This window comes from Nitrosomonas sp. Nm166, from assembly GCF_900112825.1.
Classification (GTDB): Bacteria; Pseudomonadota; Gammaproteobacteria; order Burkholderiales; family Nitrosomonadaceae; genus Nitrosomonas.
This window is the reverse complement of record NZ_FONE01000028.1, coordinates 13,057-33,624: the sequence shown is the minus strand read 5'-3', so window position 1 is coordinate 33,624 and position 20,568 is coordinate 13,057. Positions and strand designations below refer to the sequence as shown.

Sequence of the window (20,568 nt, the reverse complement as noted above, 5' to 3'; positions counted from 1 at the left end):
GTTAAATGCTTCGGATTTATTGGTATCTCGGCTTGTTGATGCTGCAAAGTGGATTATTGGCTCCGGCATTTGCACACGGACTACCGCTCGTCGTTAAACAAAAACTACAGCAGGCGACGATTCCGGAAACGGCGGTGGGTGCCTATGTCCAGGAAATCGGTATTAATAAACCAATCATAGCGGTTAACGCGGATTTGTCCATGAATCCTGCTTCAGTGATGAAGTTACTGACGACATACGCCGGGCTGGAGTTATTAGGACCTGCTTATACCTGGCCCACCCTATTGTATGCGAATGGCAGAATGATTGAGGGTGTGTTGTATGGCGATCTTATCATTAAAGGCTATGGCGACCCCAAGCTCGATCTGGAAAATTTCTGGTTATTGATCCATCGCTTACGTCAAACTGGATTGCATGAGATTAAAGGCAATCTGGTTCTGGATCACACGCATTATGATATTCCCAACGGTGATCCGGGTGAATTTGATGGACAGCCCTACCGTACCTACAACATTCTTCCGGAAGCTTTATTGGTCAATTACCGGACTTCCACAATCCATTTGTTTCCACACCCTGAAAAAAATTCGGTGCGCGCAGTCATTGATCCGTTGCCGGCGTCTTTGCGAGTCCAGAATAACTTGAAGCTCACACACGGCACATGCGGCAATTGGCTAAATTTGCTGACGATTGATGCGATTGCTAATGAAGAAAATAAAAATGATTTTACAGTTGTTCTGAATGGGAGTTTTTCTAGTCAATGCGGAAAACAATCCTATATGCTGAGCCTGCAAGACAGCGCAATCTATACCCGTGATTTATTCAAGCACCTATGGGCGCAGCAGGGCGGGTTGTTTCATGGCGATGTAGTGGCGGGACAGGCACCACAGAACTTACTACCATTAAAGACTTATCAATCTCCGCCGCTGGCGGATATTATCCGTGGCATCAATAAATTCAGCAATAATATTGCAGCACGCCAGCTCTATTTAACCTTGGGTATGGGAGATGCCGTGATCAATAATTCTCCAGCTACACTGGCTAAATCCGATGCGGCCATCCGGCAATGGCTGGCGGCCAAGCAATTGAATTTTCCAGAACTGGTGGTGGAAAATGGCTCCGGATTGTCACGCACCGAACGTATCAGTGCTCGGCACATGGGGCAGCTGCTACTGGCCGCGTTTAACAGCCCGGTGATGCCGGAGTTTATTTCATCTCTGCCGATTGCTGCCGTGGATGGGACTTTAAAGAATCGCTTTACCGACACACCGGTGAAAGGACTGGCGCACATGAAAACGGGCGCTTTGAGCAATGTGCGCGCACTGGCGGGTTATCTGCTGGATAAAAGGGGGCGGCGTATCATCGTGATCTTTTTTATTAATCATGATCAAGCCGGGCAATCCCGTATGGCCATGGACACGCTGGTCCAATGGGTTTATAACCGAAACTGATCATTTCCCTGCTAATATCATGGCTATTGATTCTGCCTCCTATTCGGCGTAGAGTTTTATTTCAGAGTACGCCACCTATTTTGAAGTCAGGTGGTTCCCATTAACTCTCTCGAGGGAGTGCACAATATGATGAATGGATATAAATCTCTTGATGTACAGTATTTGAGTGGTACTGTACGGATTTCTCAACCCGTATCACCTAATCCAGTAACGCTTGATTCACCCGCGCTTGAAGTCATGACCGACCTGCGCAAAATTCACGCAGCCGTCATCACGCCGAGTATCACGATGGAAATTGCCAATACCTACATGATGCAGCGCGGCGTTCGCACATTACTGGTGATGAATGATGACGATTCACTGGCTGGAATTATCACAGCAACCGATATTCTGGGCGAGAAGCCCCTGCGATTCATCCAGGAAAGAGGTGTCAAGCATAGTGAGATTCTGGTGATGGATATCATGACGCCGCTTGAGAAACTGGAAGCCATCCCACTGGAAGAAGTGGAGCGCGCCAGAGTCGGTAATATTATGGTCAGTTTGCGTGAAAGCGGTCGATTGCATGCGTTGGTGATCGACGATAATACTATCGGACTACCTCGGATATGCGGTATTTTTTCCTGGACTCAAATTGAGAAACAGCTTGGAATGATCATTACCCCGACCAATGTAGCCCAGAGTTTTGCGGAAATTGAATCTACCCTGATCGCAAGCTAAAAAATAACCAAGCCGGTTCGTGATTCGATGACGGATCGTTTGGTTGCAAGAGAATGTATATATCAGCAGATTTCTTGCTGAGTGGATCAGATTTTGCTATCCAGCCCATTTTCGGCAATTTCTGCGGCGCGCAGCAATGCCTTGGCTTTGTTCTGTGTTTCAATCCATTCATTTTGTGGAATCGAATCGGCAACAATCCCTGCGCCTGCCTGCACATGCAGGCGGCCATCCTTGATTACTCCGGTACGGATTGCAATAGCCAGATCCATATCGCCATTGAACCCCAGATAACCGACTGCACCAGCATAAACACCGCGCTTGGATTTCTCCAGTTCATCAATGATCTCCATGGCGCGTACTTTAGGTGCGCCACTGACTGTACCGGCTGGAAATGTGGCGCGTAAGACATTGATAGCATTCAAGCCGGGTTTTAATTTACCTTCTACATTGGATACGATATGCATGACATGCGAGTAATTTTCTATTTGCATTTTCTCTGTCACTTTCACGGTTCCGGTCTGTGCAACACGACCAATATCATTGCGGCCCAGGTCCATAAGCATTACATGTTCCGCCAGTTCCTTCGGGTCGGCCAGCAGATCTGCTGCCAGTGCAGCATCTTCTTGGGAATTTTTGCCGCGCGGGCGCGTACCTGCAATCGGGCGGACAGTGACCGTATCGCCTTCAAGGCGTACCAATATTTCTGGAGAAGCACCCACCACATGAAAATCATCAAAATAGTAGAAAAACATATAAGGTGACGGATTGAGACTGCGCAGTGCGCGGTAGAGTGCCAATGGACATGCATTAAAAGGCTTGCTCGTGCGCTGGGATAAAACGACTTGCATGATATCGCCGTCATAGATATACCGCTTTGCCCGCTCGACAGCTGCTTTAAAGTCTGCTTCAGGAAATTCGGAAACCGCGGCGCTGGATGAAACGGCCTGCTCGGTTGGAATGGCGATGGATTGACGCAGCTTTGCCAGTAAAGCCTTGAGGCGATTACACCCGGATTGATAGGCATCTTTTTTACTCGGATTCACATAAACGATCAGATATAGCTTACCGGAAAGATTGTCTACCACTGCCAATTCTTCTGATAGCAATAGCATGATATCGGGTGTGTTTAAAGTGTCCGGCTTTGCATGACCTTTTAGTTTGTGCTCGATATAACGTACAGTATCGTAAGAAAAATAACCTGCGAGTCCGCCACAAAACCGTGAGATGCCTGCCGGGCAGGGTGCTGCCTTAAATTGCGCCAGATAGGATTCGATAAAAGCCAGGGTATCATCAACGGTAATAGTTTCGGATTGACCATGAGTCACGCTGGTAACGTGATTGTCGCGGACTTCGATACGGGTAGTTGCGGGCAGACCGATAAACGAAAATCGACCGAAACGTTCACCGCCCTGTACCGATTCCAGTAAATAAGAATAGGGTTGATTAGCCAGTTTCAGATAAATGGATAAAGGAGTATCCAGATCGGCAAAGGTTTCCAGCACAACTGGAATACGATTGTATCCTTGCTGTGCGAGCTTATTGAATTCAGCCTCGGTCATTTTGATTTCTAAGGCAGTCTTTTAATCAGCTTTGAGGCATCCAGCAGGGATTCTACAATGGCATCGCAATCAAGTTCGTACACGTTGCGTCCCTCGTTATAACCGTAAGGAACGCAGAATACATGGCAACCGGCAGCTCTTGCAGCAATGGCATCATTCAGCGAATCGCCGATTAGCAGCGCTTCATGCGACTGTACACCAAAATGCTTGCAAATATACGTTAATGGCATTGGATCGGGCTTTTTCTTAGGTAAACTATCACCAGATAATACAATTTCAAATTGATCGTATAATCCGGTTGAACGCAGCAACGGTATCGTAAAAGCCTCAGCTTTGTTAGTGATACAGGCTAGCTTGAAGCCTGCCTGTTGCATCACTTTGATACCTTCCAAAACACCTGGATAGGGGCGTGTATTTACACTCAAATTATGCGCGTAATGCTTCTCGTAAATAGGTAATGCCTTGGCAAATAAGGCAGCATCGGGTTCGTCATCAAGCCGGCCGGTTAGTGTGCGTTTCACCAGTTTCTGTATGCCTTTGCCAATATAGGAGCGAATTGTTGAAACGGATTGTTGCGGCATATCCAGATCTTTCAACATCAGATTTGCGGCGAGTGCGAGATCCTCAGCAGTATTGAGCAGGGTACCGTCCAGATCGATCATGATGACTTTGATCGATAACGGGTATTCAATTTTTTTTACAGAAGTATCTGCGTTGCTAAAAAGACTATGGTTCATTTAAATATAAGGAAGCAATAAGCTTACGAGTTTCGATGAATAATTATACTCTTGCTAATTCGGCGCGGAATGCTGCCAATATGCTGTTATAACGATGCGGATCAGTATCTTTGCCAGCTTGATAAATGGCTGATCCTGCAACAAAAGTATCGGCGCCGGCACGAGCGATTTCAGCAATGTTATCAACTTTGACACCGCCATCGATTTCCAGCATGATGTCTTTACCACTGGCATCAATACGTTGTCTGACTGCACGCAGTTTATTCAGTGCTTCAGGAATAAATTTTTGTCCGCCAAAACCAGGATTAACTGACATGATTAAAATCAAGTCCAGTTTGTCGAGCACGTGATCCAGATGACACAGCGGTGTAGCTGGATTAAATACCAAGCCAGCCTTGCAGCCTTGCTCTTTAATCAACCCGATGGTGCGATCGATGTGATTGGACGCTTCAGGGTGAAATGAAATGATATTAGCCCCTGCTTTGGCAAAATCTGGAATAATACGATCAACGGGTTCAACCATCAAATGCACATCAATGACTGCATCAGTGACGGGGCGAATGGCTTCGCATACCAAAGGACCGATCGTGAGATTGGGAACATAATGATTATCCATTACATCAAAATGAATAATATCTGCTCCTGAATCGATGACGGCGGTTATTTCGTCACCAAGTTTGGCAAAATTGGCAGAAAGAATGCTGGGCGCAATGCGGTACATGAAAGCCTCTCTTTAAATAAAGTTATTATTTTAACCGCAAAAGATAAATTGCGCGTAAAAGAGATAAGGATTTATGAATAAATTAATTTAAGAGATACGTTTTTTCACTTTTTTCTTGGTACAGTACTCAAAAGGATGCTAAATAAAAAATGACTGAAGATAAAAAATATGAAATTGATATCAGCATTCGTACAGTGTATTTGCCTGATCAATCCGATGAATATGGTGACCGGCATGTGTTTGCCTACACAATAACCATTGAAAATACGGGCACTGTCGCAACGCAATTAATTAGCAGGCATTGGATTATCAATAATGGTGACGGGACTATTCAAGAGGTGCGTGGTTTGGGAGTAGTGGGTGAACAGCCGTTGCTTAAGCCGGGCGATAGTTTTGAATATACCAGTGGAACAGTAATATCAACTCCCGTAGGATCGATGAAAGGCAGTTATCAAATGGTGGCAGAAGATGGTATTCATTTTGATGTTGCTATACCGGAGTTTATTCTAAGTGTACCCAGAACGTTGCACTAGAATGTCTAGGTTTTAGCTTTCCTTTTATGGTTGAGCCTTCAAATTTTTAGCACGTTAATGACTGGAAAAATCTATCTGATCCCAGCACCGATCAGTTCACAGCATATTGCCTGGGTATTACCATCAGCAGTTCAACAGTGTATCGCTGAGATTTCCTGCTTTATCGTTGAGCATCCCAAAACAGCAAGGCAATTCTTAAAGCAGATTAATTCGAAGTATGCATTGCAAGAACTGGAAATGCAGACTTTGAATGAACACACAGCTACTAAGGATTTGCTTTCATTATTGGAGCCGGTATTGGCTGGACGCGATGTCGGGTTGCTATCAGAAGCGGGCTGTCCGGCAGTAGCGGATCCCGGAGCTGAGCTAATTCGATTGGCGCACAAAAAAAACATTACAGTGGTACCTCTGATTGGTCCTTCATCCATTTTACTGGCATTAATGGCATCGGGTTTGAATGGTCAGTGCTTTGCCTTTCATGGTTATCTGCCTATTGAGAATGAAGCACGTAGCACTAAAATAGTGGAGCTAGAAAGAATATCGGCGAGTCAGAATCAAACGCAAATTTTTATTGAAGCGCCATATCGCAATCAGAAATTGTTAGAGCAATTAGTCAGAATTTGTTCTGATCATACAGATTTGTGTGTTGCGAGTCACTTAACTTTCTCCAGTGAAATGATTGCAACGAGATCCATTAAAGAATGGCGTTTTTCTTTGCCGGATATCAATAAGATACCTACCATTTTTTTACTACATGGATAACTGGCGGAAAGCTTGCTGTTAAACATCGCGATCGGTAAATTTGATAAGGTTAAGTTGTTTTCTTCTGAATAAATTCTATTTTATATCCATCAGGGTCTTCTACAAATGCGATAACTGTTGTGCCATGTTTCATGGGGCCTGCTTCGCGCGTCACTTTCCCACCGAGTTTCTTAATATTTTCACAGGCCTGATGAGCATCATCCACTTCAATAGCAACGTGGCCATATCCCTCCCCGAGGTTATAGGATGAAGTATCCCAGTTATGTGTCAGTTCAAGGACTGTACCATTTGCTTCATCCTGATAGCCCACAAAGGCCAAGGTGAATCTACCATCTGGATAGTCTTTACGCCGTAACAGTTTCATTCCCAGTACTTGCGTATAAAACTCAAGAGATTTTTCGAGATTGCCTACTCGAAGCATGGTATGGAGAATACGCATTTATATTTTTACCATTTCAAAGTCTTCTTTACGAGCACCACATTCAGGGCAAGTCCAGTTGATGGGTACATCTTCCCAACGTGTACCCGGTGCAATGCCTTCATCGGGAGATCCCAGCGCTTCATCATAGATATAACCACAAATTAAGCACATATAACGATTGTAATTACGATTCTCTTCAATAGGCATAATAGATAGTAATTTCCTTTTAGGTTAAAATAATATTTTACGGTATTAATGCATGTTACAGCCACCCCCAATCGTACTTTCTTTCGCAGCCAATGACCCCAGTGGTGGGGCTGGTATTCAGGCTGATATGCTTACCATCGCAAGTATGGGATGCCACCCTTTATCCATTGTAACCGCCATCACCATTCAAGATACCACCGGTGTGGAAGATGTGATGCCGCTGGATTCTGAATGGGTTGTCGATCAGGCGAGAGCAATTTTGGAAGATATGCCTATTCATGCGTTTAAGATCGGCTTATTAGGCAGTGTGGAAATCATCGCTGCAATAGCAGAAGTCGTTTCTGACTATCCGCACATTCCTTTAGTCATGGATCCTGTGCTGACGTCTGGTCGAGGTGATGAGCTGGCCAATGAAGAAATGATTGATGCAATGCGTGAATTACTATTGCCACAAGTTACTATACTGACACCTAATAGTTTGGAAGCCAGACATCTCGCTCAGCAAGAAAATGATAATGAATCCAGATTAGATTTGAATACTTGTGCCCAGAGATTGCTGAGAATGGGGTGCGAATATGTGTTAATCACAGGCACGCATGAGAATACTGCGCAGGTAAGGAATACGTTATTTGCTTCCAGCGGTATCGTACGTACCGATGAATGGGAAAGGCTTGATCATACGTATCATGGTTCAGGTTGTACATTGGCTTCGGCTATTGCGGCTTCGCTTGCTAATGGATTATCGATAGATGAAAGTGTTATTGAAGCGCAAGATTATACATGGCACGCTTTGCAGGCGGGATTTCGTCCTGGCATGGGGCAATATATTCCTAACAGATTATTCTGGGTTAAAGACGAAGACGATATCGAAGAAGATGAAGGAATAGTCATTGAAAAACCCGAGAATTAGTGGACTGTATGCAATTACTCCAGATCTTGAGGATACAAATGCCTTGCTCGATAAAGTACGGCAGTTGTTAAAAGGTGGGGCACAGCTTATACAATACCGCAATAAATTGGCAAACGACATGCTGTTGCTAGAACAAGCCAGATTATTATTGCGGCTTTGTAGAAGATGCAAAATTCCTTTGATCATCAATGATCACGTCAATTTAGCTGCTGAAATTGATGCTGATGGGGTTCATGTGGGTCAGAACGACATATCGGTTCTTGATGCAAGAAAACAATTAGGACGAACCAAAATTATTGGTGCATCTTGTTATAACAGCTTGGATCTGGCACTCCGAGCAGAAAAAGAAAGCGCTGATTATATTGCTTTTGGTGCTTTTTTTACTTCACTGACTAAACCTAACGCAGTTTCCGTTCCGGTAAATTTAATGAGCCAAGCTAAAAAGAAAATATCTATTCCCATGGTCGGCATTGGAGGTATTCAATTAACCAATGCCAAAACTGTTATCCAGAGTGGATGTGCAGCGGTAGCTGTTTGTCATGATGTGTTCTATACAGAGAATATAACGGCAACAGCGGCACAGTACGCACAATTATTTGCAGAAGTAGTAGAGCGTATTTAAAACTAACTAATATTCACAAGAGTAGCCAATGACTTCACGTAATCATCAATTATTTGAGCAGTCTCAGCAATATATTCCGGGCGGCGTAAATTCACCTGTTCGGGCTTTTAAATCGGTAGGCGGTGAACCCGTTTTCTTTCAACGTGGAGAAGGTGCGTATTTCTGGGATGCTGATGGTAAATCATACATCGATTATGTAGGTTCATGGGGTCCGTTAATTCTTGGCCATGCTCATCCGAATGTGGTGCAAGCTGTCCAGACGGCGGCACAAAATGGTCTGACTTTTGGTGCGCCGACCGAAGCAGAACTGGAGATTGCAAAATTGATCTGCCAGTTGATTCCGTCCATAGAGCAAGTCAGATTGGTCAGCTCCGGCACCGAAGCGGGTATGAGTGTAATCCGGTTGGCGCGTGGTTTTACCGGTAGGAGCAAGATCATTAAATTTGAAGGCTGTTATCATGGTCACGATGATTCGTTGCTGGTTAAAGCGGGCTCGGGTGCATTAACTTTTGGCAATCCCAGTTCTGCCGGTGTGCCGACAGAAACAGCCGGACATACGATTGTGATGGATTACAATGACATATCTGGCATTGAAGATGCATTTGATAAATGGGGACAGGAAATTGCTGCGGTGATTGTTGAGCCAGTTGCCGGCAACATGAATCTGGTGGCTCCTAAAGGAGATTTCCTTGCCAAGTTGCGGGCGTTGTGTACACAGCATGGCAGCATGCTGATATTTGATGAAGTCATGACAGGATTTCGCGTCGGTCTTGAATGTGCGCAAGGACTTTATCAAATCAAGCCTGATCTGACGACGTTGGGTAAAGTGATTGGTGGTGGTATGCCGATGGCTGCATTTGGTGGACGCCGTGATATCATGCAGTGTCTGGCACCGCTGGGTCCGGTTTATCAGGCAGGCACGCTCTCGGGTAATCCGGTGGCGGTGGCGGCAGGACTTACCACATTGAAGCAAATACAAGCACCAGGTTTTTATGAAAAATTAGGTAGTAGAACGCAGCAACTGGTCGATGGCCTTACCGCTGCAGCAGAAAAGCAGGGGATTGATTTCTGTGCACAATCAATCGGTAGTATGTTTGGGTTGTATTTTAGAAGGGAGATTCCCACCAGCTTTGCCGAAGTGATGCAGTGTGACAAGGTAGGCTTTAATCGATTCTTTCATGCTATGCTGGATGAAGGTATTTACTTTGCGCCATCCGCATTTGAGGCTGGTTTTGTATCATCAATGCATGGGGATAATGAATTGAATAAGACATTGTCTGTGGCGGAAAAAATATTCAAGAACTGGTGATAATAGATGAGTGTAATAAAAAAGGCGGCAAATGCCGCCTTTTTGCTTGTACAAATTTTGCTGCCGAAACTTGGCCTAACGCATGGTGGCAATATAAGCTGAAACTGCACGTTTTTCCTGTCCGCTCATACGGGCAAGAACTTTTTCCATGATACCATTATCGTTAGTGCGATCACCTGTGTTAAACAGATTTAATTGTGCCAGTGTATAATCAGCATGTTGACCGGCAAGTGCAGGATAGCGAGGTGGAATACCGGACCCCGTGGGGCCGTGACAGCTTGCACACGCGGGAACACCGTTTTCGATATTGCCGCCATGGTAAAGTATTTTCCCAGTCTCAATTAATTTTTCATCACTAGCAGCTACTTGGCTTGGGTTGGTTTTTTGCTTGGCATAATAAGCACCCAGTTTTTTCATGTCTTCCGCTGAAAGAGCAGCTACCATTGAAGACATGACAGGACTGTTACGCTTGGCTGGCTCGCTTTCATTTGCTTTAAAATCAATCAACTGCTTGATGATATACTCAGCGTGCTGTCCAGCCAAAATAGGATTCATCGGAATGACACTATTGCCATCCGCATTGTGACAACCAGCGCAAATTCCAGAAGCTATTTCTTCAGCGGTAGCAGGAGCCGGATTAGCGTCAGGAGCTGTTTCAGCTGAAATTGGCGCAGATAGTGCTAATGCTACTAGCACTATCGTATTCTTAATCATTTTCATATTTCGTATTCCGTTTTTTAAAGGCATCAAAAATTGTAGGGGTATTTGACAATTAGCGGCGTATTTTAGCAAGGGCTAAGAACGTTAACAACAAAATTAAGTTAATATCGAAACTTAGAATTTTATTTTTCAATGAAAATTATCTTTGTCTTGCTACTGATTGTTAATGTTGCTTATGGAGTGGGCGTGCAATTGCATTCTAATCAGAAAAATACAGCGGCACCGAAATCATTTAATTCAGAAAAAATTGTTTTATTGCCGGTCGATGAGAATTGTCTGGAGTGGGGGAATTTTTATGAGGAACAGATACAGTATAGTGAAGCAGTAATTCCAGAAATAGTCTCTGCCCAATCCTATCGCGTGGAGGAAGCTGGCAATGCAATGATGTATTGGCTATATATTCCACCATTACCAAATAAAGAAGCTGCTAACCGGGTGATCAATAAACTGCGAAATTTGGGTATTGTCAGTTTTCTTGTGAGAGAAAACGATAAATGGAAAAATGCCATCTCTTTAGGTATGTTATACGATAAAAAAGATGCGTTGGAACAATTGGAAGAATTAGAAAAAAAAGGGATTGTAAATGCGATGATTGAAGATCGTAGCGTTACCTTGAAAAAAATTGTTATTCCCTATCCCACTCAAATACTTAAAGAAAAAATGCAAAAATTGGTTGAGTCATTTGATGGTACCCGATTGGTTCAAAGCAAATGTGAGCGCTTATAATGTATAGTTTATAGATGAGGCGATCAAAGGGAGTTCCTTTAAATTCCAAGGCATCTTAAAATACGTTACGTATTCAATCCCATCATCTGAGATGAATGATTTTATTTGCAAGTTGTTGTATGCAAATGATGATTACTGATAATCAAGCAAGGCTATAATGACAGTTCATATAAAAACACCACAAGAAATTGAAAAAATGCGTGTTGCCGGTCGACTGGCTTCTGAAGTGCTGGATTACATTACGCCCTTTGTTGTGGCAGGTGTTACTACGGAAGAATTAGATGTGCTCTGCCATAATTATATGGTGGATGTGCAAAAGACGATACCAGCGCCTCTTAATTACGCACCTGCAGGGCATTCTCCTTTTCCTAAATCGATTTGTACTTCAGTCAATAATCAGATCTGCCACGGCATTCCCGGGGAGAGGAAATTAAAAAATGGCGATATTATCAATATTGATGTTACTGTGATTTCTCAAGGGTATCATGGTGACACCAGTCGAATGTTTTATGTAGGCGAACCTTCCATTCAAGCAAGACGCCTATGTGAAGTCACTTTTGAAGCCATGTGGCGAGGAATTGATAATATAAAACCAGGGAAGCATTTAGGTGACATCGGACATGCCATTCAAAAATTGGCTGAGGGAGTGGGATATAGCGTAGTAAGAGAGTTCTGCGGTCATGGGATTGGAGCAAAATTTCATGAAGATCCTCAAGTGCTTCATTACGGTCGTGCAGGGGCTGGCCTCGAACTTAAGGCAGGCATGATATTTACCATAGAGCCCATGATTAATGCTGGCAAAGCAGCCATTCGCCATCTTCCGGATGGCTGGACCATTACTACCAAGGATGGTAGCTTGTCTGCGCAGTGGGAACATACCGTTCTGGTCACGGAGGATGGTTATGAAGTGCTGACAATGTCAGCGGGCGCTCCGGCCAAGCCGGTTTTTCGTTTTGCTAATTAAGTTTTATGAGTTATTGAACATGATACGAAGTTATCACCGTACGCCTATTCAGATCCGTCCGGTCAGAATCACTCGCCATTACACCAAGCATGCCGATGGTTCTGTGTTGATAGAATGCGGCGACACCAAAGTGATCTGTACAGCCAGTGTCAATGAGCAAGTTCCTCTGTTTTTGAGAGGCCAGGGACAAGGATGGTTGACAGCCGAATATGGCATGTTGCCTTGTTCAACACATTCACGCATACAGCGTGAAGCAGCTAAAGGCAAACAATCAGGACGTACAATGGAAATTCAGCGCCTGATTGGACGTGCTTTACGTGCTGTGGTGGATTTAAAGAAATTGGGAGAACGTACCATTCAAATTGACTGTGACGTGATTCAGGCCGATGGGGGAACTCGCACCGCCAGCATTACAGGAGCTTTTGTCGCGCTCCACGATGCTATCGAGAAATTGATTTATCGGCAACTGATTGAAACTACACCCATCATTGATCATGTAGCAGCAATCTCAGTAGGGGTTCATCAGGGAGTTCCAGTATTGGATCTGGATTATATGGAGGACTCTTCGTGCGATACAGATATGAATGTAGTAATGACTGGAAATCTAGGTATCGTCGAAGTGCAAGGCACTGCTGAAAAAACTGCATTCAACCGAAAGGAACTGGATCTCATGCTGGATATAGCGCAGCACGGTGTCCAGGAGCTAATTACGCTCCAGAGGAAGGCTCTTGCATTGGAAGCAGCGAGTCATGAATAAGCTGAAGAGGCTAGTGATCGCAAGTAATAATCAGGGCAAGTTATGTGAAATAAGCGCCTTGCTGGCACCATTAGCTATCGAAGTCGTACCGCAGTCTGATTTTGACGTGGGTGAAGTGGACGAGCCGCATCGAACTTTTGTCGAAAATGCGTTGACCAAAGCGCGTCATGCCAGCCGCTGTTCAGAATTACCGGCGCTTGCAGATGATTCCGGAATTTGTGTCAGTGCGCTAAATGGCGCACCCGGCATCTCTTCTGCGCGGTACGCCGGAGAACCAAAATCTGACGCGCGCAATAACCTTAAATTGATTGAAGCGCTCAGAAATCAATCAGACCGCCGCGCTTACTACTATTGTGTGATTGTTTTAGTGCGCCATGTGGATGATCCGCAGCCGATCATTATCGATGGCTCATGGCATGGTGAGATTACCGAGCATCCTCAGGGGACGGGGGGGTTTGGCTATGATCCATATTTCTTTGTGCCCGAGTTGGGTATAACCGCGGCAGAGCTTTCTGCAGAACAGAAGAATCTGATCAGCCATCGAGGTAAGGCACTGACTCAATTATCTGCAATATTGCAGTCCGGCAAATTCTGATGAATGATCAGAGCAGGGCATCACGATGGTGTTTTAAATGATCATCAATAAATGTACTGATGAAATAATAGCTATGATCATAACCCTGATGGTAACGTAATGTAAGTTTCTGGCCCGTTTCTTGGCATATTTTTTCCAATTGATCCGGATGTAATTGTTCAGTCAGGAACGGATCATTTAATCCCTGATCAATCAATAGCTCTGGAACACGGTGGCCTGCCGCAATGAGCGCGGTTGCATCATATTGCCGCCAGTTTTCCTGGTTTTCTCCAAGATAATGACGAAATGCTTTTTGCCCCCAGGAACAATGCATGGGTGCGGAAATCGGCGCAAAAGCCGATACGGACCGGTAGAATCTGGGATAACGCAGCGCCAGCGTCAGTGCGCCGTGTCCTCCCATCGAATGTCCGAAAATGCCTATCCGATCCTGGTCTGCCGGGAAATATTTAGTGATGATTTGGCGCAATTCCCGGGTAATATAACTTTCCATCCGGTAGTATTTCGACCAAGGCTCAGCACTGGCATTCAGATAAAATCCGGCACCAGCGCCGAAATCCCAATGATCAGTTTCTCCTGGAATGCCGGTCTGACGCGGGCTGGTGTCCATGGATACCAGCATCAATCCGTATTCAGCGGCATAGCGCTGCGCGCCAGCTTTAATCATGAAAGTTTCTTCAGTGCAGGTGAGTCCGGCCAGAAAAAACACAACAGGCACCGGCCTGTTGTGCGCCTGTGGCGGTTGATAGACTGAAAATCTCATCGGTAAGCCGATAATTGCGGACTGATGCTGGTAAAGGCCTTGAATTCCGTCAAAGCAAATATGCTGGCTACGAGTTTCTAACATTTGATCAGTAAACGACGACAGAACGAATCGACTCACCGGTTTTCATCAAGTGAAAACCTTCATTGATGTTATCCAGCGTTAAGGTATGGGTAATTAGAGAATCAATGTCAATTTTCCCTTCCATATACCAGTCGACAATTTTAGGCACATCGGTACGGCCGCGCGCACCACCGAAAGCGGAGCCTTCCCATTTTCGGCCGGTCACCAATTGGAAAGGACGGGTGCTGATTTCAGCACCGGCTTCAGCCACGCCAATAATAATGCTGCGCCCCCAGCCTTTGTGTGTGCACTCGAGTGCCTGTCGCATGACTTTGGTATTGCCGATACACTCGAAACTGTAATCAGCGCCACCGTCCGTCAGTTGTATCACAGCATCAACGATATTGGGCACATCATTTGGATTGATGAAGTGCGTCATGCCAAATTTGCGCGCCATGTCTTCACGTTGGGAATTGATATCGATACCGATAATTTTATCGGCACCGACCATCCGGGCGCCTTGTATTACATTTAAACCGATTCCACCCAGACCAAAAACTGCGACGTTACTACCTGCCTCAACCTTGGCGGTATAGATCACTGCGCCGATGCCTGTCGTCACACCGCAGCCGATGTAGCAAATTTTATCAAAAGGGGCATCTTCACGAATTTTGGCTAATGCGATTTCAGGTACAACAGTGTAATTTGCAAAGGTCGATGTACCCATGTAATGGAACAGGGACTTCCCATCCAGCGAAAAGCGCGACGTATTATCAGGCATCATCCCCCGTCCTTGCGTACTGCGGATGGCTTGGCACAGGTTAGTTTTTTTTGACAGGCAGAACTTACATTCCCGGCACTCCGGCGTGTAGAGTGGGATGACATGGTCACCTTTACGTAAAGACTTTACATTAGGACCTATATCTACTACTACACCGGCACCTTCATGGCCGAGAATGGCCGGGAACAAGCCCTCCGGATCGGCACCTGACAGCGTGTAATAATCGGTATGGCAGATACCAGTGGCTTTGATTTCAACCAATACTTCTCCGGATTTCGGACCTTCCAGATCTACCTGCTCGATTGTTAACGGCTGACCAGCTTTCCAGGCAACAGCAGCTCTTGTTTTCATTAAAGATTATCCTTTACTTTGTTATTACGAAGATGCGCCAGCAGACCTTGGCTAGCTTCCTCGACCATATCCAGCACCAGTTCAAAGCCTTGCTGTCCACCAAAGTAGGGATCAGGCACCTCGACATCTTGATCGGCATTCTTGCCATATTGCATGAATAACTGAATCTTGCTGATATGCTGCTGAGGACTACGCTGTTGCAATAAAGTGAAATTTTCCTTGTCCATTGCAAGAATGTAGTCAAATTCCTCAAAATCTCTAGATTTGACGGCACGTGCACGTAAATCATGCATTTTATAGCCGCGTTGCAGCGCAATATGCTGCGCGCGGTGATCTGGCGGATTACCAATGTGATACGCATGCGTTCCAGCAGAATCAACTTCAATCATATGATCAAATCCGGCTTCTTTGACAAAATGCCTGAATACTGCATCGGCTGTTGGCGATCGGCAAATATTACCCATGCAGACAAATAATACTTTTATCTTTTTATTGTGGTTCATAACAAATCTATTCGCGGAATTCACGAAGTAACAGGTTCAAACAGAATAATTGAGTAATGCACGGTAAGATTAACACGACATCAAATTAAAACGAAATTCACCTCAGCAAAAGCTCGATGCTGTCTTTAGTCAGCATGCTAAAATGCGAACCCCAAGTAACTATGAACATCATGAATTTTTCTGCTATAACTGCATTATCTCCGCTGGATGGACGCTATCACGCTAAAGTTGAACCATTGCGGCTTTATTTCAGCGAATTTGCCCTAATTCGTTACCGTGTTCAAGTCGAAGTGGCGTGGCTTAAGGCACTGAGTAATGAACCAGGTATTGTTGAGATTGCACCATTTTCTGCCGAAACCCATACACAACTAGATCACTTAGTGGCAAATTTCTCGGTTACAGACGGTGAAGCTGTTAAAGCCATTGAATCTACTACTAATCATGATGTAAAGGCCGTTGAATACTGGTTAAAACAAGTGCTGGCGGATAATGACGAAATTGCTAAAGCGTCCGAATTCATCCATTTTGCCTGCACTTCTGAAGACATCAATAATTTGTCGCACGGCCTAATGCTCAAATCCAGTTTGAAGCATGTAATGTTGCCCACACTCGACAAGATTATTATACGATTGATCGAATTGGCACATCATTTGGCGGATGTCCCAATGCTTGCACGCACGCATGGCCAGCCAGCCACACCTACGACAGTAGGTAAAGAAATTGCCAATGTGGTTTATCGCCTGCAGCGGGGCAGAAAGCAGCTGGTAGCAGTCGCTATACTCGGCAAAATCAATGGTGCTGTGGGTAATTACAACGCGCACTTATCCGCTTATCCAGATTTGGACTGGGAAAAATTTGCACAGCAGTTTGTTGAAAAATTAGGCCTGCAATTTAATCCTTATACGACGCAGATAGAGCCGCATGATACGATTGCGGAATTGTTTGATGCCTATGCGAGGATCAATACCATTTTGCTCGATCTGAATCGTGATATCTGGGGGTACATTTCACTGGGCTATTTCAAGCAAAAAACCAAGGCAAATGAGGTGGGTTCTTCTACGATGCCACACAAAGTCAACCCGATCGATTTTGAAAATTCGGAGGGCAATCTGGGTATTGCTAACGCATTATTGCGTCATTTGAGTGAGAAACTGCCGGTATCGCGCTGGCAACGTGATTTAACCGATTCCACCGTATTGCGTAGTATGGGGGTTGCATTAGGGCATACTTTGCTCGCCTATGATTCTTGCATCAAAGGGTTAAATAAACTGGATGCTAATCCTGCTCAGTTACTCGATGACCTGGATAATGCGTGGGAAGTTTTAGCTGAACCTATTCAAACGGTTATGCGGCGCTATGGGGTTGCTAACCCTTATGAACAACTGAAGGCATTGACGCGCGGTAAAGAGGGTATTACCAGAGAGGCGCTTCATCAATTCATTGCTGGTTTGAATATTCCCGAAGCAGAGAAAAATCGCCTGCTGGCGATGACCCCTCGCAGTTATATCGGCAAGGCAAGCGCTTTATCTCGAAGAATTGAGAATAAAATCCGATAATTCGTAAATAATGTTTTGATTTTACTTAATAATTAATCCTATCTGAGCTGATAATAAATAAATTTTAATAGAGAGCTTGAAATTCAGATAGGTAACCTCAATATTACTTCAATAGTTATGAGGAGGTACGATGCAGAGTTCAGAAAATCCAAACAATCTAGAGTCGAATCAGGCAGAAACTACAACGTTGGACGATGAAGCCAAGACACCTGAGGTAACGGGTGATGCCACCGTTCAAACTGAAGAAAAAAAAGATTCGTTACCTAGTCTTGAGCAATTATTGAAAGAAGCTGAGCTTAAAGCAGCCGAGCATTATGATGCCTGGATGCGGGCAAAGGCTGAGGCCGAGAATATTCGAAAGCGCGCTCAGACTGACATTGCTAATGCGCATAAATATGCTATTGAGAATTTCTCTGCTGAATTACTAACAGTGATGGACAGCTTGGAAGCGGCATTGGCGGTTGACAATGCCAATGTGGAGAATTTTAAAAACGGCATGGAATTAACACAAAAGCAATTAATAGGTGCGTTTGACAAATTCGGTATTACAGTGATTGATCCCCAAGGAGAAAAATTTGATCCACATCAACATCAGGCAATGTGTACTGTCGATTCCGAGCTTGCCCCCAATACAGTGGTTCAAGTAATGCAGAAAGGCTACAAGCTTCATGAACGTGTGATTCGCCCAGCGCTTGTATCGGTTTCAAAAGTACAAGATACTTGAATTTTTATCTAAGCATCTCCACTTTCAGATCAATTGACAGACAGAATTAATCTTTAAAAGGATCTCATATGGCAAAAATTATCGGTATCGATCTGGGTACCACGAACTCGTGCGTAGCCGTTATGGAAAGCGGCAACCCCAAGGTCATTGAAAATGCTGAGGGTGCGCGAACTACTCCTTCCATCGTGGCCTATACTGAAGAGGGTGAAATTTTAGTGGGCGCTTCGGCGAAGCGTCAGGCAATCACCAATCCCAAAAATACCTTGTTTGCAGTAAAGCGCTTAATTGGACGCCGCTTTGATGAAGATATGGTGCAAAGAGACATCAAGATGGTGCCCTATAGCATTATCAGAGCAGACAACAATGACGCCTGGGTGGAAGTGCGGGGTAAGAAAATTGCACCGCCGGAAGTTTCGGCGCAAGTACTGATGAAAATGAAGAAAACAGCCGAAGATTATCTGGGTGAACCGGTGACTGAAGCTGTCATCACCGTGCCCGCCTATTTTAATGATTCACAACGCCAGGCTACTAAAGATGCGGGGCGTATTGCCGGTCTGGAAGTCAAGCGCATTATCAATGAACCAACAGCTGCAGCTTTGGCTTTCGGCTTGGATAAAAAAGAAGGTGACCGGAAAATAGCCGTGTACGACTTGGGCGGTGGTACTTTTGATATTTCCATTATTGAAATTGCCGAGATTGAGGGTGAGCACCAGTTTGAAGTATTAGCGACCAATGGTGACACTTTCCTTGGCGGTGAGGATTTTGATTCACGTGTGATTGAATATCTGGTTGATGAATTCAAGAGAGAGACAGGCATTGATCTGAAAAAAGACATGCTTGCACTGCAACGTCTTAAAGATGCAGCCGAGAAAACCAAGATTGAATTGTCATCCAGTCAGCAGACGGAAGTTAATTTACCGTATATCACTGCGGATGCATCTGGTCCTAAACACCTGGCTGTCAAGATAACCCGTGCCAAGCTGGAGAGTTTGGTTGAGGAGCTCATTGAGCGTACTGTCGGGCCTTGCCGTATTGCACTGAAAGATGCCGGCTTAACGGCCTCTGACATTGACGATGTGATTCTGGTCGGTGGGCAGACCCGGATGCCTAAAGTACAGGAAAAAGTTAAAGAGATATTCGGCAAGGAACCCCGCAAGGATGTAAATCCGGACGAAGCAGTTGCAGTGGGCGCTGCGATTCAGGGTGGTGTACTGCAAGGTGACGTGAAGGATGTTTTACTGCTGGATGTAACCCCCTTGTCCTTGGGCATCGAAACATTGGGCGGTGTGATGACCAAATTGATACAGAAAAACACCACGATTCCAACCAAGGCGCAGCAGGTATTTTCTACCGCAGAAGACAGCCAGACGGCGGTGACGATTCACGTATTGCAGGGCGAACGTGAAATGGCATCGGGAAATAAAAGCCTGGGACAGTTTAATTTGAGCGATATTCCGCCAGCACCGCGCGGCATGCCGCAAATTGAAGTGACATTCGATATCGACGCCAATGGTATTTTGCATGTATCGGCGAAAGACAAAGCTACTGGCAAGGAAAACAAAATCAAAATTCAGGCAAGCTCTGGTTTATCGGATGCAGAAATTGAGCGCATGGTAAAAGATGCGGAAGCGCACGCCGACGAAGACCATAAGGCGGTAGAATTGGTTTCCAGCCGTAATCAATGTGATGCCATGATTCACTCAGTTAAGAAATCTCTGAAAGAACATGGGGATCAACTGGATAGTGAGGAAAAATCCAAAATCGAAGCTGCATTGAAAGATGCAGAGGAAGTGCTTAAAACTGACAAAAAAGAAGATATCGATGCAAAAACGCAAGCCTTGACCGAAGCCGCACATAAACTGGCTGAGAAAATGTATCAACAAAAAGATCAATCGGGCCAGCAAACGCAATCTGGCGCTGGATCTTCGTCAGGTCAGAGTGAAAAACCGGTGGAAGGTGAAGTTGTTGATGCTGAATTTGAAGAAGTCAAAAATAAGAAATAATTATTGTTAAAGTCGATCTAGGCGCAGAGGCGCAAGAAGGGTTTTGAATCCTTTCTGCGCACTCTGCGTTTTAGTGTTTAATTTGAGAAGTCATAGATGATGTTTCAGGGCATCATAAA

At 44.8% G+C, this 20,568-nt stretch carries 23 protein-coding genes; 14 read left to right on the top strand and 9 right to left on the bottom strand.

Features of this window, described 5'->3' with window-relative positions; genetic code table 11:
- Nucleotides 1-5: 5 nt before the first annotated feature.
- Nucleotides 6-1,448 (top strand): D-alanyl-D-alanine carboxypeptidase/D-alanyl-D-alanine endopeptidase, encoded by a 1,443-nt coding sequence (dacB, locus tag BM021_RS09215; protein WP_090720747.1) that lies wholly within the window; start codon nucleotides 6-8, stop codon nucleotides 1,446-1,448.
- 126 nt (nucleotides 1,449-1,574) lie between these two features.
- Complete coding sequence (locus BM021_RS09210; RefSeq protein WP_090720746.1) at nucleotides 1,575-2,165, top strand: CBS domain-containing protein; 591 nt, start codon at nucleotides 1,575-1,577, stop codon at nucleotides 2,163-2,165.
- Between the two features lie 86 nt (nucleotides 2,166-2,251).
- Here the strand turns inward: BM021_RS09210 and trpE are convergent, their stop codons facing one another.
- The 3 genes from trpE to rpe are packed head-to-tail and all read right to left on the bottom strand — an operon-like array spanning nucleotide 2,252 to nucleotide 5,182.
- Nucleotides 2,252-3,724 (bottom strand): anthranilate synthase component I, encoded by a 1,473-nt coding sequence (trpE, locus tag BM021_RS09205; protein ID WP_090720745.1) that lies wholly within the window; start codon nucleotides 3,722-3,724, stop codon nucleotides 2,252-2,254.
- Between the two features lie 8 nt (nucleotides 3,725-3,732).
- Nucleotides 3,733-4,461 carry a phosphoglycolate phosphatase gene (locus BM021_RS09200; RefSeq protein ID WP_090720744.1) on the bottom strand — a complete coding sequence of 243 codons (729 nt, stop codon included), beginning with the start codon at nucleotides 4,459-4,461 and terminating at the stop codon, nucleotides 3,733-3,735.
- Nucleotides 4,462-4,504: 43 nt separating this feature from the next.
- Nucleotides 4,505-5,182 carry a ribulose-phosphate 3-epimerase gene (gene rpe / locus BM021_RS09195; RefSeq protein WP_090720743.1) on the bottom strand — a complete coding sequence of 226 codons (678 nt, stop codon included), beginning with the start codon at nucleotides 5,180-5,182 and terminating at the stop codon, nucleotides 4,505-4,507.
- Between the two features lie 149 nt (nucleotides 5,183-5,331).
- Between rpe and apaG the strand changes: the two genes are divergently transcribed.
- The gene (gene apaG / locus BM021_RS09190; protein WP_090720742.1) at nucleotides 5,332-5,715 is read left to right on the top strand and encodes a Co2+/Mg2+ efflux protein ApaG; all 384 of its coding nucleotides are present in this window, start codon (nucleotides 5,332-5,334) and stop codon (nucleotides 5,713-5,715) included.
- A 57-nt stretch (nucleotides 5,716-5,772) separates the two neighbouring features.
- The gene (locus BM021_RS09185; protein ID WP_090720741.1) at nucleotides 5,773-6,477 is read left to right on the top strand and encodes an SAM-dependent methyltransferase; all 705 of its coding nucleotides are present in this window, start codon (nucleotides 5,773-5,775) and stop codon (nucleotides 6,475-6,477) included.
- Between the two features lie 49 nt (nucleotides 6,478-6,526).
- Here BM021_RS09185 and gloA read toward each other — a convergent pair whose 3' ends face one another.
- Nucleotides 6,527-6,916 carry a lactoylglutathione lyase gene (gloA, locus tag BM021_RS09180; RefSeq protein ID WP_090720740.1) on the bottom strand — a complete coding sequence of 130 codons (390 nt, stop codon included), beginning with the start codon at nucleotides 6,914-6,916 and terminating at the stop codon, nucleotides 6,527-6,529.
- Entirely contained in the window at nucleotides 6,917-7,105 is a 189-nt protein-coding gene (locus tag BM021_RS09175; protein ID WP_090720739.1) for a rubredoxin, read from the bottom strand.
- Nucleotides 7,106-7,157: 52 nt separating this feature from the next.
- On the opposite strand from BM021_RS09175, the gene thiD reads away from it, so the two are divergent.
- From thiD to hemL, 3 genes are read left to right on the top strand one after another with little or no spacing between them, the layout of a single operon-like run.
- The gene (gene thiD, locus BM021_RS09170; protein ID WP_090720738.1) at nucleotides 7,158-8,015 is read left to right on the top strand and encodes a bifunctional hydroxymethylpyrimidine kinase/phosphomethylpyrimidine kinase; all 858 of its coding nucleotides are present in this window, start codon (nucleotides 7,158-7,160) and stop codon (nucleotides 8,013-8,015) included.
- Nucleotides 7,996-8,637, top strand: a complete 642-nt coding sequence (thiE, locus tag BM021_RS09165) for a thiamine phosphate synthase (RefSeq protein WP_090720737.1) — start codon at nucleotides 7,996-7,998, stop codon at nucleotides 8,635-8,637. The genes thiD and thiE overlap by 20 nt, the downstream gene beginning before the upstream one ends.
- A 28-nt stretch (nucleotides 8,638-8,665) precedes the next feature.
- Nucleotides 8,666-9,946 carry a glutamate-1-semialdehyde 2,1-aminomutase gene (gene hemL / locus BM021_RS09160; RefSeq protein WP_090720736.1) on the top strand — a complete coding sequence of 427 codons (1,281 nt, stop codon included), beginning with the start codon at nucleotides 8,666-8,668 and terminating at the stop codon, nucleotides 9,944-9,946.
- Nucleotides 9,947-10,021: 75 nt separating this feature from the next.
- Here the strand turns inward: hemL and BM021_RS09155 are convergent, their stop codons facing one another.
- Nucleotides 10,022-10,666, bottom strand: a complete 645-nt coding sequence (locus tag BM021_RS09155; RefSeq protein WP_090720735.1) for a c-type cytochrome — start codon at nucleotides 10,664-10,666, stop codon at nucleotides 10,022-10,024.
- 132 nt (nucleotides 10,667-10,798) lie between these two features.
- On the opposite strand from BM021_RS09155, the gene BM021_RS09150 reads away from it, so the two are divergent.
- From BM021_RS09150 to rdgB, 4 genes are all read left to right on the top strand, one after another.
- Nucleotides 10,799-11,392, top strand: coding sequence for an SPOR domain-containing protein (locus tag BM021_RS09150; protein ID WP_090720734.1), 594 nt, complete (start codon nucleotides 10,799-10,801; stop codon nucleotides 11,390-11,392).
- Nucleotides 11,393-11,549: 157 nt separating this feature from the next.
- Nucleotides 11,550-12,356, top strand: coding sequence for a type I methionyl aminopeptidase (gene map / locus BM021_RS09145; protein ID WP_090720733.1), 807 nt, complete (start codon nucleotides 11,550-11,552; stop codon nucleotides 12,354-12,356).
- A 19-nt stretch (nucleotides 12,357-12,375) separates the two neighbouring features.
- Nucleotides 12,376-13,113: a ribonuclease PH gene (rph, locus tag BM021_RS09140; protein WP_090720732.1), complete on the top strand. Its 738-nt coding sequence runs from the start codon at nucleotides 12,376-12,378 to the stop codon at nucleotides 13,111-13,113.
- Nucleotides 13,106-13,708 carry an RdgB/HAM1 family non-canonical purine NTP pyrophosphatase gene (rdgB, locus tag BM021_RS09135; protein WP_090720731.1) on the top strand — a complete coding sequence of 201 codons (603 nt, stop codon included), beginning with the start codon at nucleotides 13,106-13,108 and terminating at the stop codon, nucleotides 13,706-13,708. Before rph ends, rdgB begins: the two co-directional genes overlap by 8 nt.
- Nucleotides 13,709-13,715: 7 nt before the next feature.
- Here rdgB and fghA read toward each other — a convergent pair whose 3' ends face one another.
- The 3 genes from fghA to BM021_RS09120 are packed head-to-tail and all read right to left on the bottom strand — an operon-like array spanning nucleotide 13,716 to nucleotide 16,166.
- A complete protein-coding gene (gene fghA, locus BM021_RS09130; protein WP_090720730.1) occupies nucleotides 13,716-14,552 on the bottom strand; it encodes an S-formylglutathione hydrolase in 837 nt (278 codons plus the stop codon).
- Nucleotides 14,553-14,556: 4 nt separating this feature from the next.
- Entirely contained in the window at nucleotides 14,557-15,663 is a 1,107-nt protein-coding gene (locus BM021_RS09125; RefSeq protein ID WP_090720729.1) for an S-(hydroxymethyl)glutathione dehydrogenase/class III alcohol dehydrogenase, read from the bottom strand.
- Nucleotides 15,663-16,166, bottom strand: a complete 504-nt coding sequence (locus BM021_RS09120; RefSeq protein ID WP_090720728.1) for a low molecular weight protein-tyrosine-phosphatase — start codon at nucleotides 16,164-16,166, stop codon at nucleotides 15,663-15,665. Before BM021_RS09120 ends, BM021_RS09125 begins: the two co-directional genes overlap by 1 nt.
- A 170-nt stretch (nucleotides 16,167-16,336) precedes the next feature.
- Between BM021_RS09120 and purB the strand changes: the two genes are divergently transcribed.
- The 3 genes from purB to dnaK all read left to right on the top strand — a co-directional run bounded on the left by purB (nucleotide 16,337) and on the right by dnaK (nucleotide 20,449).
- Nucleotides 16,337-17,722 (top strand): adenylosuccinate lyase, encoded by a 1,386-nt coding sequence (purB, locus tag BM021_RS09115; protein WP_090720760.1) that lies wholly within the window; start codon nucleotides 16,337-16,339, stop codon nucleotides 17,720-17,722.
- 130 nt (nucleotides 17,723-17,852) lie between these two features.
- Complete coding sequence (grpE, locus tag BM021_RS09110) at nucleotides 17,853-18,446, top strand: nucleotide exchange factor GrpE (RefSeq protein WP_090720727.1); 594 nt, start codon at nucleotides 17,853-17,855, stop codon at nucleotides 18,444-18,446.
- A gap of 68 nt (nucleotides 18,447-18,514) precedes the next feature.
- The gene (gene dnaK, locus BM021_RS09105) at nucleotides 18,515-20,449 is read left to right on the top strand and encodes a molecular chaperone DnaK (RefSeq protein ID WP_090720726.1); all 1,935 of its coding nucleotides are present in this window, start codon (nucleotides 18,515-18,517) and stop codon (nucleotides 20,447-20,449) included.
- The last annotated feature ends 119 nt before the right edge of the window (nucleotides 20,450-20,568 follow it).

Bases quoted from the DNA above. Each gene is read 5' to 3' on its own strand.
- BM021_RS09185 (WP_090720741.1), top strand. From the start codon at position 5,773: ATGACTGGAAAAATCTATCTGATCCCAGCACCGATCAGTTCACAGCAT.
- BM021_RS09155 (WP_090720735.1), bottom strand. From the start codon at position 10,666: ATGAAAATGATTAAGAATACGATAGTGCTAGTAGCATTAGCACTATCT.
- BM021_RS09120 (WP_090720728.1), bottom strand. From the start codon at position 16,166: ATGAACCACAATAAAAAGATAAAAGTATTATTTGTCTGCATGGGTAAT.
- trpE (WP_090720745.1), bottom strand. From the start codon at position 3,724: ATGACCGAGGCTGAATTCAATAAGCTCGCACAGCAAGGATACAATCGT.
- thiD (WP_090720738.1), top strand. From the start codon at position 7,158: ATGTTACAGCCACCCCCAATCGTACTTTCTTTCGCAGCCAATGACCCC.
- fghA (WP_090720730.1), bottom strand. From the start codon at position 14,552: ATGTTAGAAACTCGTAGCCAGCATATTTGCTTTGACGGAATTCAAGGC.
- purB (WP_090720760.1), top strand. From the start codon at position 16,337: ATGAATTTTTCTGCTATAACTGCATTATCTCCGCTGGATGGACGCTAT.
- dnaK (WP_090720726.1), top strand. From the start codon at position 18,515: ATGGCAAAAATTATCGGTATCGATCTGGGTACCACGAACTCGTGCGTA.
- grpE (WP_090720727.1), top strand. From the start codon at position 17,853: ATGCAGAGTTCAGAAAATCCAAACAATCTAGAGTCGAATCAGGCAGAA.
- rdgB (WP_090720731.1), top strand. From the start codon at position 13,106: ATGAATAAGCTGAAGAGGCTAGTGATCGCAAGTAATAATCAGGGCAAG.
- apaG (WP_090720742.1), top strand. From the start codon at position 5,332: ATGACTGAAGATAAAAAATATGAAATTGATATCAGCATTCGTACAGTG.
- hemL (WP_090720736.1), top strand. From the start codon at position 8,666: ATGACTTCACGTAATCATCAATTATTTGAGCAGTCTCAGCAATATATT.
- BM021_RS09200 (WP_090720744.1), bottom strand. From the start codon at position 4,461: ATGAACCATAGTCTTTTTAGCAACGCAGATACTTCTGTAAAAAAAATT.
- gloA (WP_090720740.1), bottom strand. From the start codon at position 6,916: ATGCGTATTCTCCATACCATGCTTCGAGTAGGCAATCTCGAAAAATCT.
- BM021_RS09150 (WP_090720734.1), top strand. From the start codon at position 10,799: ATGAAAATTATCTTTGTCTTGCTACTGATTGTTAATGTTGCTTATGGA.
- BM021_RS09210 (WP_090720746.1), top strand. From the start codon at position 1,575: ATGATGAATGGATATAAATCTCTTGATGTACAGTATTTGAGTGGTACT.
- dacB (WP_090720747.1), top strand. From the start codon at position 6: ATGCTTCGGATTTATTGGTATCTCGGCTTGTTGATGCTGCAAAGTGGA.
- rph (WP_090720732.1), top strand. From the start codon at position 12,376: ATGATACGAAGTTATCACCGTACGCCTATTCAGATCCGTCCGGTCAGA.
- map (WP_090720733.1), top strand. From the start codon at position 11,550: ATGACAGTTCATATAAAAACACCACAAGAAATTGAAAAAATGCGTGTT.
- BM021_RS09175 (WP_090720739.1), bottom strand. From the start codon at position 7,105: ATGCCTATTGAAGAGAATCGTAATTACAATCGTTATATGTGCTTAATT.
- rpe (WP_090720743.1), bottom strand. From the start codon at position 5,182: ATGTACCGCATTGCGCCCAGCATTCTTTCTGCCAATTTTGCCAAACTT.
- BM021_RS09125 (WP_090720729.1), bottom strand. From the start codon at position 15,663: ATGAAAACAAGAGCTGCTGTTGCCTGGAAAGCTGGTCAGCCGTTAACA.